We start from the raw sequence: 11,608 nt of genomic DNA, 5'->3' as shown, positions 1-11,608 counted from the left end.
CCACGGCGACGCTCACTCGCCGAAGTAATGGCCGGCGTCGAGATCCTCGAGCAGCCCGGCCCGTTCGGGGTTCCAGTCAAGTTCCTTGCGCGTCAGCGCGCTCGACGTCGGATTGTCCAGCGCCGCAAAGAGTGCAAGGAAGCCGAAATGACCGGCATCCTCGGCCGGAATGCTCACCGTCGGCACACCCAGGTGGCGGCCGATTACGGCGGCGATGTCGCGGAACGCCACGCCTTCGTCGGCCACGCCGTGCAAACGCGTACCCGCGGGCGCATTTTCGAGCGCCAGCCGGTACAGGTGGGCGGCGTCTAGCGTGTGCACCCCCGGCCAGCGGTTGGTCCCTTCGCCGATGTAAGCGGACTTCCCGCTGTCGCGGGCCGTGTTGATGAGGTGATGCGTGAAGCCGTGGTGGTCGAGATCGCTGTGCACGATCGGGGATAGCCGGATCACCGACGATCTCACCCCGCGCTCGGCCAGCGCGATCACCGCGTTCTCCGAGTCGACCCGCGGTCCCCCGGGCAATGTGTCCTGTTCGGTGCTGGGGCCGTCATGCCCCAGCAACGACAGAAGCAGCGTTCCCGAGGTGCTGACGAAGGGCCGGTCGGAGCCGACGAGCGCCTCCCCGATGGCCTCGACGGCCCGCAGATCCGCCTCGGCCGCCGCCACGAAGTTGTCGAAATCGTGTTTGAAAGCCAGGTGGATGACGCCGTCGGACGCCGCGGCGGCGGACCGCAACCCGTCGAGGTCGTCGAGGTCGCCGCGGTGCACCCGCACGCCCTTCGCCGTCAGCGCGGCGGCCGACTCGTCGGAGCGGGCGAGGCCGGTGACTTGATGACCCGCACGCACAAGCTCGTCGATGACGGCCGAACCGATGTGCCCGCTGGCGCCAGTGACAAAGACATGCATGGAAATCCCTTTCGCTGTTCCGTATTCGCCGGCTTCCAGTCAATGACCGCGGCAGACCGACTGTCCAAGACCTGTTTCATATGGCGTGATACCGAATCGGCATCACCGCATGTCACCGGCACCTTCGGTGCGGATGTCAGTTGCCGGCGCCGTTACACTCTCCGCATGGCCCGTTCCGTATTGCCCGTGATCGACCTCGATCTGCGGTTGGTCGGATATTTCGTCGTGGTGGCCGAACACCGGCACTTCGGCCGCGCCGCGACCGCGCTGCGCGTAGCGCAGCCGTCGTTGAGCCGGCAGATCCGCCGGCTCGAGCAACAACTGGGTGTTCGACTCCTGGATCGCACGCCGCAAGGCACCAGGCTGACGGAGGCGGGAGAGGTGTTCCTGCCCCGGGCCAAGGCCCTGCTGCGCTCGGCCACGCAAGCCGCGGCACAGGCCCGAGCCGCCGCCCAGCCCAGCCGAATCGCGATCGGATACACGACCGGGATGATCGTCACCCCCGCGGTGCGCGAGATGCGCCGCGAACACCCCGACGCCGAAGTGCAAGTCTCGCATTTGGATTGGGGCCAGGCCCTGGACGCGTTGCTCGGACATCGAGTGGACGCCGTGGTGACCCGGCTACCGTTCCCGACAGACGGCCTGCACGTGACCATCCTCTACGACGAGCCCCGGGTGCTGGCTATGTCGGTCGACCACCGCCTCGCGGGCCGGGACTTCGTCACGCTGGACGACATCGCCGACGAGCCGATGCCCCGAGTCCGTGACTCCGACCCGGCGTGGAATGCCTTCTGGCGCATCGATCCCCGGCCCGATGGCCGCCGGGCGCCCGATGGACCGTTCATCGACGCGCTCGAGGACAAGTTCGAAGTCATCGCCTCCGGGCAGGCGGTGGCAATCACTGCCGGGTTCCGCGGCAATGCCCTGCGGCCCGACATCACCACCGTCCCGTTGCAAGGCGTCGAGCCCTGTCACGTGGTGTTGGCGACGCGCGCCGGGGACCGCAGTCGGCTGGTGGCGGCCTTCCGTAAGCTCGCCGAGGCGCACCTGAGGGGTCCGGTGTCCTGACGCCGGCGTGAAACCACCGTCGCGCTCGCGAGCGGTGCGCGCTAGACCTGGGGCAACTCCGGCGGCGGACGGTATTCGGGGTCGTAGCCGGAGACGTGGATCGGGCTACCGACGAGCCGGAAATCGCCGGCCGTGACAATGATTTCGGGGGTTGCTTCGAGCGCCTCCGGCAGGGTCCTGACGGCCGCCGCCGGCACTCCGAGCGGACGCAGTCGGCGTTCCCACCCCGCGGCGGTGTCGGTCGCCAGCATCGCCGTGACGACGGCCAGCACCTCGTCGCGGCGGAACACCCGTTCGGACATCGTCTCGAACCCCCCGATGCCCGCCTCGGTGGCGAAGGACTTCCAGAAGCCGTCGTGCGTGATGAACAGCGCCAGATACCCCTCGGCGGTAGGAAAGAGCTGCGCCGGAACGTAATACGAGTGCGCGCCATAAGGACGCCGCTGCGGCTCGACACCGTCATTGAGGTAGGCGGACGCGTGGTAGTTCAGCTGCGACAGCATCACGTCGCGCAGCGAAACGTCGACTTGCCCTCCGGTTCCGGAGATGATCTTGGCCAACAGCCCCAGCGCCGCGGTCATCCCGGTGGAGTTGTCGGCCGACGAGTAACCGGGCAGCGTCGGCGGGCCCTGCGGGTCGCCGGTCAGGGCGGCGGTGCCGACGCCCGCCTGTACGACGTAGTCGAAGGCCGGATCGTCGCCGCCGTACAGGCCGAATCCGGTGATCGCGACGCACACGATCCGCTCGTTGTGCCGCCGCAATCTCTCATAAGTCAATCCCAGCCGGCGGATCGCCGACGGCTTCAAATTCACCAGCAGCGCATGGGATTCGGCCACCAGCTCGCCCAGCCGTTGCTGTCCGGGGTCGGAGTTCAGGTCAAGGCAGATGCTCGACTTGTTGCGGTTGAGGCTGGCGAAGTAGCTGGGCCCGACGCCGCGGGAGATCTCGCCGCCGCGCGGCTCGATCTTGGTGACCTCGGCGCCCAGATCGGCCAGCAGCATGGTGGCGTACGGTCCCGCCAGCATGGTGCCGACCTCGAGGATGCGTATCCCCGCGAGCGGCCCGGTAGGCGTCACCGCAATTCCGTTGCGAGCGTGGCGATCATCTCGCGCGTGCGGCGTTTGGAGGCGATCAGCTCGTCGCGGTTGTCACCGATCGGCAGCAGCCGCACGGACAGGTCCGTGACACCGGCGTCGGCAAAGCGGCGCATCCGGGTCAGGATCGCCTGCTCGTCACCGGCCGCACAGAGGTCACCGACATCACGGGCGTCGCCGCGTTCCAGCAGGCGCTGATAGTTGGGCGACACCTCGGCCTCACCCAGGATCCGATTGGCCCGCTCCTTGGCCTCCTCGACTCGTGCCGGCTCACAGAGGCATACCGGGATGCCGGCGACGATCCGCGGCGCGGGCCGCCCGGCGTCCGCGGCGGCCTTGGTGATCTTCGGCGCGATGTGGTCGCCGATCGCGCGCTCGTCGGCCATCCACAACACGGTGCCGTCGGCGAGTTCGCCGGCGATCTGCAACATCACCGGCCCCAGGGCGGCGACCAAAACCGGCATCGGGGTGTCGGCCCCGATCGCCAGCGGATTGTGCACCGTGAACGAATCGTTCTCGACGTCGACCGGTCCCGGCCCGGCGATCGCGGCGCCCAGCACCTGCAGGTAGTCGCGGGTGTAGGCGGCCGGCTTCTCGTAGGGCAGGCCGAGCATGTCCCGGATGATCCAGTGGTGCGACGGTCCGACGCCCAGCGCCAACCGCCCGCCGGTCACGGCGTGAGTCGAAAGCGCTTGGCGGGCAAGGGCGATCGGATGCTGGGCTTGCAGCGGCACCACCGCCGTGCCGAGCTCGATGCGCGAGCTGTGCGCGGCCATCAGCGATACCATGGTCAGGCAGTCGAAATCGTCGGGAACCTGCGGCATCCACGCGGTGTCCAGACCCGCGGATTCGGCCCACTCGATGTCGGAGGCCAGCTTGTGCACCTTGCGGGCCATGTCGCCACGCTCGGCGCCGATCATCACTCCGACGCGCACTGTTCCTCCGCAACGGGCTCGGGGGTTCCGGTCAGCGCGCGTATCTCGCGCACGAGCACATCGAGCGATGTGCCGGTGGGGAAAACGGCGGCGGCACCGGCGGCGAGCAGCTTGGGCACGTCGGCATGCGGGATGGTTCCGCCGACCACGACGGCGATGTCGGAAGCGTCGGCGGCCCGCAGGGCCTCGATGGTGCGGGCGGTGAGTGCGAGGTGAGCACCGGACAGAATGCTCAAGCCCACGACCGCCACGTCTTCCTGGACGGCGATCGAGGCGATGTCCTCGATGCGCTGCCGGATGCCGGTGTAGATCACCTCGAAGCCGGCGTCGCGCAGGGTGCGGGCGACGATCTTGGCGCCCCGGTCGTGTCCGTCCAGACCCGGTTTGGCGACGAGGATCCGGGGCGCCATTAGAACACCACCGGTTGCTGGAACTCGCCCCATACCGCCTTGAGCGCGGAGACCATTTCACCGACCGTGCAGTATGCGTTGGCGCACTCGATGAGGTTGTGCATCAGATTGTCGTCCCCTTCGGCGGCGCGCGATAGTGCTGCGAGACTGGATTTGACTGCGGCCGAATCCCTTTCGGCCTTCACTTTAGCGAGCCGCTTGAGCTGGAGATCGCGCCCTTCGGCGTCGAGCTCATAGGTGACGACATCGTGTTCGGGCTCTTCGGTCACGAACCGGTTCACGCCGACGACCGGGCGAGCGCCGGATTCGATGTCCTGGTGGACCTTGAACGCCTCGTCGGCGATCAGACCCTGTAGATAGCCATCCTCGATGGCGTGGACCATGCCGCCGTGCCGCTCGAGGTCGGACATGATCTCGACGATGCGCGCCTCGGTGGCGTCGGTCAGCGCCTCCACGAAGTAGGAGCCGCCCAACGGGTCGGCGACGCTGGCCACGCCGGTTTCGTGCGCGAGGATCTGCTGGGTGCGCAGCGCCAGCGTGGTGGTTTCCTCGGTGGGCAGGGCGAACGGCTCGTCCCAGGCCGCGGTGAACATCGACTGGACACCGCCCAGCACGGCGGCCATCGCCTCGTAGGCCACCCGGACGATGTTGTTGTGGGCCTGTGGTGCGTACAGCGAGGCGCCACCACAGACGCAGCCGAAGCGGAACATCGCCGCCTTGTCAGCCGTCGCCCCGTACCGCTCCTTGACTATGGTGGCCCAACGTCGGCGCCCCGCACGGTATTTGGCGATCTCCTCGAAGAAATCGCCGTGGGTGTAGAAGAAGAACGAGATCTGCGGCGCGAACTGATCGATCGTCATGCGGCCGCGCTCAACCACGGTGTCGCAGTAGGTCACCCCGTCGGCCAGGGTGAACGCCATCTCTTGCACCGCGTTCGCCCCCGCGTCGCGGAAGTGCGCCCCGGCCACCGAAATCGCGTTGAACCTCGGCACCTCGGCCGCGCAGAACTCGATCGTGTCGGCGATCAGCCGCAGGGACGGCTCCGGCGGCCAGATCCAGGTCCCGCGCGAGGCGTACTCCTTGAGGATGTCGTTCTGGATGGTTCCGGTGAGCTTCGCGCGCGGTATCCCCTTCTTCTCGGCGGCGGCGACGTAGAACGCCAGCAGGATCGCCGCCGTTCCGTTGATCGTCATGCTGGTGCTGAGCTTGTCCAGCGGGATGCCGTCGAACAGGACCTCGAAATCGGCCAGCGTGTCGACCGCGACGCCCACCCGGCCGACCTCCTCGCCGAACTCCGGGTCGTCGGAGTCGTAGCCACACTGGGTAGGCAGGTCGAGCGCCACCGACAACCCGGTCCCGCCTTGTTCCAGGAGGTAGCGGTACCGGCGATTGGATTCCTCGGCGGTGCCGAACCCGGAGTACTGGCGGAAGGTCCACAGCTTGCCCCGGTAGCCGGACGCGAAGTTGCCCCGGGTGAAGGGAAACTCCCCCGGTTGCGGAGGCTCCGCGCCGACGTCCGCCGGCCCATAGACCGGCTGCAGCGGAATACCCGACGGAGTGTGGGCCATATTATCCATCGGTGAATAACGTACTTGCAAAAAAAGAGAATGCCAATACCACGCGCTTGACCTGGTCAAACCTGTGTGCGCACTACACCCGGCAGAGGATCTCGCCGTGGGGAATGGCGATCCAGCCGTCGGGGGCGGCCGCCCAGTCGCGCCACGCGGCGGAGATCTCCTCCAGCTGCGCACTGGTGGCCAGACCCAACTCCAACAGGTCGCTCGCGATCCGCGAGTGCAGGATCCGGTCGGCCCACATCCCGCCCCACCATTCGCGCGTCGCGGGCGTCGCGTAGCACCACACGCTGCTCGTCGGGGTGACGTCGGCGAAGCCCGCCTGCCGCGCCCACGACAGCAGCCGTCGCCCGGCATCGGGTTCGCCGCGGTTGGCCCGCGCGGCCCGCTCGTAAAGGTCGCGCCACAGATCCAGCGCCGGCAGTTGAGGGAACCAGATGAATCCCGCGTAGTCGGCGTCGCGGGCCGCCACCAGGCCGCCGGGCGCGCACACTCTCCTCATCTCCCGCAGCGCCCCCACCGGATCGGCGACGTGTTGCAGCACCTGATGCGCGTGCACGACGTCGAAGGCGTCGTCGGCGAAGTCGAGCCGGTGCACGTCGGCGGTGGCGAAGGAAACATTCGACAGGCCGCGTCGCTCGACCTCGGCGCGGGCCACATCGAGCACTTCGGTCGACTGGTCGACCGCCGTCACCGGCCCCGGCGCCACCCGGGCCGCGAGATCGGCGGTGATGGTTCCGGGCCCGCACCCGACATCCAGGACCGACAGCCCCGAGTTCAGGTGCGGCAGCAGATAGGCCGCGGAGTCCTCCGCGGTGCGCCGCTGGTGACTCCGCAGCACCGACTCGTGGTGCCCGTGCGTGTAGGTGGCCCCGTCTTCGCCGTTCATGCCCGAAGCCTAAGGGCGTGACTCATATATTGAAATATTCGTCTCGAAATATGAGATCAGTCCACGGGCACATTCAGGATCGGCCGGTCGACCGCGGCGCCCGGGCCGTCGAAGTGCCACCACTCCCCGGAGTAGGGCGCCAACCCCCCGTACTTCATCGCGTCGCGCAGCGCGGCGCGGTTCGCCTGGGCGTCGGCGCTCACCCCCTGGGTGGCGAAAGCGTTTGCGCGCGAGGAGAAGTCGTCGAAATCGGTGCCCATGTCGGCCAGGCAGAGCCCCTGCGCGTGTAGCCCGGATGCGCACGGCTGCTCTGCCGTCGTGAACGTCACGTCGACCGAGCGCCCCGACTCGTGGCTGTGCGCATACTGGCCGGGGCGCGCGACCCACGCGGGGTTGGGGACGACGTTGAACATCTTGACCTGCACGTCGTGGGGCCGATAGCAATCCCAGAACACGAGGAGATGTCCCTGCGGCCGTAGCGCCGTCGCGGCCGTCGCCAGTCCGGACGCCATCGACTGGTGCACCAGGCATCGGGCGTCGGACGGGTACAGCTGCGTGTGCGTGAAGTTGTTGGTGGTCGCGTAGCGCAGGTCGATGATGGCGTCGGGGACCACGCTGCGGACGTCGACGAATCCGGCCGCGCGGGCCGCGTCGCTCACCGGCGGGACGTCGGGACTGGCGTGCGCGGTCGCGACACGGACCAGACCCGCCGCGACCGCGAGTGCAAGGTTCGGGCGCAAAAGACGCATCCGGTCATTGTCGCCGTTGGTCGCCGTGAGTTGCGTTAGCGCCTATGCGATGTCGCCCTCGACGTAGCGCTGCAGGTTCGGCGCGACCGCGGCCACCACCTGTTCCTCGGACATCGACGCGATCGGCTCGATCTTCCAGACGAAGCGCAACAACGCGAAGCCGATCAGCTGGGTGGCGATCAGCCCGCTGCGCCGCAGTCGGTCGCCCTCGTCGTCTCCAAGGGTGGAACCGCCGATCAGGCCCCGCTCAACGATCAGCCGCAGCTTCTCCCGGGTCTTGTCCTCGTGGGCGGCCGTCAGCACCACGGCGCGCAGGACGGGACCGACCTCCTCGTCGGTCCAGGTGTCCAAGACGGTGCGGATCAACTGCCGGCCCAGGTCCGCCTTGGGCGTCGCCCACGTAGCGGATACCGCGTCGAGCCACTTCTGCGGCGGCGTGGTGGCGGCGTCGAGCAGGCCCTCCTTGGAGCCGAAGTAGTGGTAGATCAGAGCCGGATCGACGTCGGCGGTGCGAGCGACGGCGCGGATGGCCGTGCCGGCCCAGCCATGTTCGGCGAACTCGTCGCGAGCGGCGGCCAGAATGCGCGCCGCCAGCACGCCGCGCTCGTCGCGCGGACCGGGGGTCGTCGATCGCGCCGGCACCATGCCACCATAGCCGAAGTTTCATCTTGCGTTGAAAATAATTTCAACATAGCGTGAAACTGTGATCACGCTCAACGGCCCGCAGACCACCGGCCGCGAATACCGAAACCTCAGCGCGCCGCGGTACGCGTCGCGCACCGACATCAATACCGCGATCACGGTCCGTGACGGCACAACGCTTCTGGCCGACGTGCACCGGCCCGATGCCGACGGCCGCTTCCCGGCACTGCTGGCGGCGTCGCCGTACCCGCGGCAGATGCAGGACCTCGGCGCCCCGGCGGGGTTCGTCGAGGCCGGCAGGACGGACTTCTGGGTGCCGCGCGGTTACGCGCACGTCATCGTCAACCTCCGCGGCACCTGCGGCTCCGAGGGCTCATTCAACTTCTTCGACGCGCAGGAACGCCGGGATGTGTACGACCTCGTCGAGTGGACCGCGGCGCAGCCGTGGTGCGACGGCAACGTAGGCATGATCGGCATCAGCTACTTCGCGATGACCCAACTCGAGGCGGCCGTCGAGCGTCCGCCGCACCTCAAAGCGATCTTCCCCCTGGCCGTGACCGCCGACCTGTACGAGGGCGCCAACCACCACGGGCTGGTGAGTTCGTCGTTCATCACACCGTTTCTCGCCATGATGGGCCTCACCTCCGACCGTAGCGACAAACTGTGGCGCAGCAAGCCGGTGGGACTGGCGCGGCGCGCGCTGAACAGCCCTGGCATCCATAAGAAATTCGAGACCAAGAACGGCGAGGCGGCGGTCACCATGCTGCGCCAGCTGCTCAGGCTGCCGCACAATCCCCACCCGTGGGACGAGTTGTGGCAGGAGGCGGTGGTCAAGCACCCGACGCGTGACGATTGGTGGGAAGAACGAAACCTGTTGCCACTGCTCAAGGAGATCGACATCCCGGTCTACCTGGGCTGCGATTGGCAGAACGTGCCGTTACACCTGCCGTCGACCTTCGCCGCATGGAAAGGATTGTCGGACAACGCCTGCGTGCGGATGGGCATGCTCGGTGAGTTCGGTCTGACCTGGCCCTGGGAAAGCATGCACACCGAGGCCCTGGCCTGGTACGACCAATGGTTGAAGGGCCGCGACACCGGAATCACCGATGGGCCACCCATTCGATACTTCCTGCCCGGCGCCGACGAGTGGCGAACCGCCGACTCCTGGCCACCGGCCCCCGCCCCGCATCGTGAACTGGCCCTGCGCGCGGACGGTGGTTTGGCCGCCGACGAAGGTGAGCCGGGCAGCCGCGAATTCATGGTTCTGGGCGCGGGTTTGGGCCGCATCAAACCCAGCGAGATCGATCCGCCTTCGGTGCTGACCTGGACCGGCGCGCCGTTGACCGAGGACGTCGACGTGGTGGGCGACATCGAACTGCGGCTGGTCGCCTCGGCGACGGCGATCGACACCGCGTGGATCGCGACGCTGCACGACGTGGCACCCGACGGGGCAACGATCGACGTGACCGCGGGCTGGCTGCGCGCCAGCCTGCGCGAGGTCGACGAGGCGGCCAGTCGCCCCGGCGCGCCGGCGCTGCCCTGCCGCAACCCCCGAGCGGTGCCGCTGGGCGAGGACGTCGAGTACCGAATCCCATTGGTGCCCAACGCCCGACGCTTCAAGGCCGGCCACCGCATCCGTCTCACGCTCACCAGTGACGACCAGGACCCGTCGACGCCGGCCATCATGAACTTCCGCCATGCCAGCGTCGGCACGTCCAGCTGGAACACGGTGCGCTCGTCGTCGCGGTTGCTGCTGCCGGTGCTCGGGTAGCGCCGGTGACGGCCGGTCAATCCGCCGGGGTGAATTCGACAGGCAACTCGGTAAGCCGGCGCGGAGGCCGATGCCACGGACGAAGGCGACGTGCCGGCGGACGTTCTTGCGGTCCGGCCGAACTGATGCGGATTCTCGAACCCTCGCCGGTCGCGGTTGGCCGCCGCAAGCACCGCATGGGCACCGTGCCGGTCAGATGGGTTACGAACCATTGCCGGCGTGTGAGGAATATTGCCCATGAATCTGGGTAACTGAAAGGAACCGGGGGGCGACGATTTCTCCGACAGGAGGACGCAATGCCCAGCGACATCACCATTCGCGACATCGACACGATCGACGCGGAGCTGCAATCAGTTGCCACTCTTCGCTATGCAGCTCGCCGACTGGGCCGCCCGTTGCCACCGATCGACGCGGCGGATGCTCTGCTGGATGAACGCCTAGAGCGCACCGGCGGCGCTTCGCGGCTTGGAGATTACGGCTTTAATTCCCGGCGTAAATCGGCATAGCTCGCCCCCCGGCTCGGCCGGCCAGCCGGCCCGGCTGGCCGCGGTCACATCGGTGGGCGACTCGGAGTGCCGAGCGACCACTGTCGAGCGCATGCGCGGCGAGTTTCGGTGGCAAAGGGTGAGGGTATTAGAGGATGCACTGGAACCGCCGCAACAAGAGGGTGCAGGCTCATGATCGCTGGCGCTGTGAATTCCCTTGTCTGGATATTGGTGCTCATCGCGATTGTCGCGGTGATCATCACGGTAGTCCGCGCAGTGTCGGCCCCGCGCGCGGAACGGCCGGTTGTCGAGCGGCCGGTGGTACAACAACAGCCCGTTGCGACCAGCGGTTTGGCACCTGGCTGGTACCCCGACCAGCAAGACATGCAAATGATGCGCTATTTCGACGGTCGAGTGTGGACGGCGCAGACTCAGCCTCGCGCTTGACCGCATCTCTCGGGATCGCCGATTGCGTCGAGACAGGTTGAGTTGCGGGCACTGACACCGCATTAAAACGCTTTGACGGTGGCCAGGGGCGGGATCGAACCGCCGACCTTCCGCTTTTCAGGCGGGAAGAATAGCCGCCGACCTGCGGTTTGACCGCGCTCATGCGTCAAATGCGGCGCGCTGAGCGCGTCTGACGCAGGGCGCTCGTCCGACGATCGGACATAAACCGGACACGGTGACAGCACTCCCGACAGGGAACCCTTCATCGCCCGTCCTCAGTGATGCGCGCCTGGGCTCCCGGGGAGCAGGTACCCGATGCCCAGCATCACAGCGTCGACTGCGCGTCCAACGACGACGAGAGCGGAGCGACCCACCCTTGGGCCGGGCACAACCAGAACGGCCAGCCGGAACACGGATGGAGCCGCGGACGCCGGTAGACCGCGAGTGCCCGAGGTCGCTAAGGCCGCAGGGCGCGAGAGCGGTAGCGGTCGGTCGGACGACGGGAGCGGCGTAGACCGTGTTCCGGCTGGGACCAGCGGGCTTGTTATATGTGCCAAAAGTGTCCGCGACGCCGTCGAGGGCGGTGTTGATGCGGAGCTGTCGGCTGCGGATGCCCTGGGGCTGCGGTTCCCGAGCCC

The 11,608-nt window shown here is 67.7% G+C and carries 12 protein-coding genes and 1 tRNA gene; 4 read left to right on the top strand and 9 right to left on the bottom strand.

Annotated elements, in window-relative coordinates; translation table 11 throughout:
- Window positions 1–12 precede the first annotated feature (12 nt).
- Window positions 13–906, bottom strand: coding sequence for an SDR family oxidoreductase (locus A9X05_RS11415; RefSeq protein ID WP_067759819.1), 894 nt, complete (start codon window positions 904–906; stop codon window positions 13–15).
- 165 nt (window positions 907–1,071) lie between these two features.
- Here A9X05_RS11415 and A9X05_RS11410 point away from each other — a divergent pair, with 165 nt between their 5' ends.
- Complete coding sequence (locus A9X05_RS11410; protein WP_067759826.1) at window positions 1,072–1,974, top strand: LysR family transcriptional regulator; 903 nt, start codon at window positions 1,072–1,074, stop codon at window positions 1,972–1,974.
- Between the two features lie 41 nt (window positions 1,975–2,015).
- On the opposite strand, the gene A9X05_RS11405 is transcribed toward A9X05_RS11410, so the two are convergent.
- From A9X05_RS11405 to A9X05_RS11375, 7 genes are all read right to left on the bottom strand, one after another.
- Entirely contained in the window at window positions 2,016–3,056 is a 1,041-nt protein-coding gene (locus A9X05_RS11405; RefSeq protein ID WP_067781403.1) for a CaiB/BaiF CoA-transferase family protein, read from the bottom strand.
- Window positions 3,047–4,003 carry an LLM class F420-dependent oxidoreductase gene (locus A9X05_RS11400; protein ID WP_067781400.1) on the bottom strand — a complete coding sequence of 319 codons (957 nt, stop codon included), beginning with the start codon at window positions 4,001–4,003 and terminating at the stop codon, window positions 3,047–3,049. Before A9X05_RS11400 ends, A9X05_RS11405 begins: the two co-directional genes overlap by 10 nt.
- A complete protein-coding gene (locus A9X05_RS11395; RefSeq protein ID WP_067781397.1) occupies window positions 3,988–4,413 on the bottom strand; it encodes a cobalamin B12-binding domain-containing protein in 426 nt (141 codons plus the stop codon). The genes A9X05_RS11400 and A9X05_RS11395 overlap by 16 nt, the downstream gene beginning before the upstream one ends.
- Window positions 4,413–5,990, bottom strand: a complete 1,578-nt coding sequence (locus A9X05_RS11390; protein WP_067781394.1) for a methylmalonyl-CoA mutase family protein — start codon at window positions 5,988–5,990, stop codon at window positions 4,413–4,415. Before A9X05_RS11390 ends, A9X05_RS11395 begins: the two co-directional genes overlap by 1 nt.
- Before the next feature lie 73 nt (window positions 5,991–6,063).
- Window positions 6,064–6,876 (bottom strand): class I SAM-dependent methyltransferase, encoded by an 813-nt coding sequence (locus tag A9X05_RS11385; protein ID WP_067781392.1) that lies wholly within the window; start codon window positions 6,874–6,876, stop codon window positions 6,064–6,066.
- Window positions 6,877–6,932: 56 nt separating this feature from the next.
- On the bottom strand, window positions 6,933–7,625 hold the full coding sequence (locus A9X05_RS11380) for a M15 family metallopeptidase (RefSeq protein ID WP_067751908.1): 693 nt from the start codon (window positions 7,623–7,625) through the stop codon (window positions 6,933–6,935).
- Between the two features lie 42 nt (window positions 7,626–7,667).
- Window positions 7,668–8,267 carry a TetR family transcriptional regulator gene (locus A9X05_RS11375; protein WP_231978331.1) on the bottom strand — a complete coding sequence of 200 codons (600 nt, stop codon included), beginning with the start codon at window positions 8,265–8,267 and terminating at the stop codon, window positions 7,668–7,670.
- Window positions 8,268–8,328: 61 nt separating this feature from the next.
- Here A9X05_RS11375 and A9X05_RS11370 point away from each other — a divergent pair, with 61 nt between their 5' ends.
- The 3 genes from A9X05_RS11370 (at window position 8,329) to A9X05_RS11365 (ending at window position 10,970) form a co-directional block, all read left to right on the top strand.
- The gene (locus A9X05_RS11370) at window positions 8,329–10,038 is read left to right on the top strand and encodes a CocE/NonD family hydrolase (protein ID WP_067781385.1); all 1,710 of its coding nucleotides are present in this window, start codon (window positions 8,329–8,331) and stop codon (window positions 10,036–10,038) included.
- A 296-nt stretch (window positions 10,039–10,334) separates the two neighbouring features.
- Window positions 10,335–10,544, top strand: coding sequence for a hypothetical protein (locus tag A9X05_RS31005; RefSeq protein ID WP_156736655.1), 210 nt, complete (start codon window positions 10,335–10,337; stop codon window positions 10,542–10,544).
- A gap of 171 nt (window positions 10,545–10,715) precedes the next feature.
- Window positions 10,716–10,970, top strand: coding sequence for a DUF2510 domain-containing protein (locus A9X05_RS11365; RefSeq protein WP_067781382.1), 255 nt, complete (start codon window positions 10,716–10,718; stop codon window positions 10,968–10,970).
- Window positions 10,971–11,049: 79 nt separating this feature from the next.
- On the opposite strand, the gene A9X05_RS31000 is transcribed toward A9X05_RS11365, so the two are convergent.
- Window positions 11,050–11,119 (bottom strand) — tRNA-Phe (locus A9X05_RS31000).
- Window positions 11,120–11,608 lie beyond the last annotated feature (489 nt).

Origin of the sequence: Mycobacterium sp. E3298 (assembly GCF_001666895.1) — a bacterium.
GTDB lineage: Bacteria > Actinomycetota > Actinomycetes > Mycobacteriales > Mycobacteriaceae > Mycobacterium.
Note: the sequence above shows the minus strand (reverse complement) of the source record. Positions and strands in the feature narration are given on the sequence as shown.

What these genes read in the sequence shown, in the direction of transcription:
- A9X05_RS11415 (WP_067759819.1), bottom strand. Translation starts at nt 906, where the DNA reads ATGCATGTCTTTGTCACTGGCGCCAGCGGGCACATCGGTTCGGCCGTC.
- A9X05_RS11410 (WP_067759826.1), top strand. Translation starts at nt 1,072, where the DNA reads ATGGCCCGTTCCGTATTGCCCGTGATCGACCTCGATCTGCGGTTGGTC.
- A9X05_RS11395 (WP_067781397.1), bottom strand. Translation starts at nt 4,413, where the DNA reads ATGGCGCCCCGGATCCTCGTCGCCAAACCGGGTCTGGACGGACACGAC.
- A9X05_RS11390 (WP_067781394.1), bottom strand. Translation starts at nt 5,990, where the DNA reads ATGGATAATATGGCCCACACTCCGTCGGGTATTCCGCTGCAGCCGGTC.
- A9X05_RS11385 (WP_067781392.1), bottom strand. Translation starts at nt 6,876, where the DNA reads ATGAACGGCGAAGACGGGGCCACCTACACGCACGGGCACCACGAGTCG.
- A9X05_RS11380 (WP_067751908.1), bottom strand. Translation starts at nt 7,625, where the DNA reads ATGCGTCTTTTGCGCCCGAACCTTGCACTCGCGGTCGCGGCGGGTCTG.
- A9X05_RS31005 (WP_156736655.1), top strand. Translation starts at nt 10,335, where the DNA reads ATGCCCAGCGACATCACCATTCGCGACATCGACACGATCGACGCGGAG.
- A9X05_RS11365 (WP_067781382.1), top strand. Translation starts at nt 10,716, where the DNA reads ATGATCGCTGGCGCTGTGAATTCCCTTGTCTGGATATTGGTGCTCATC.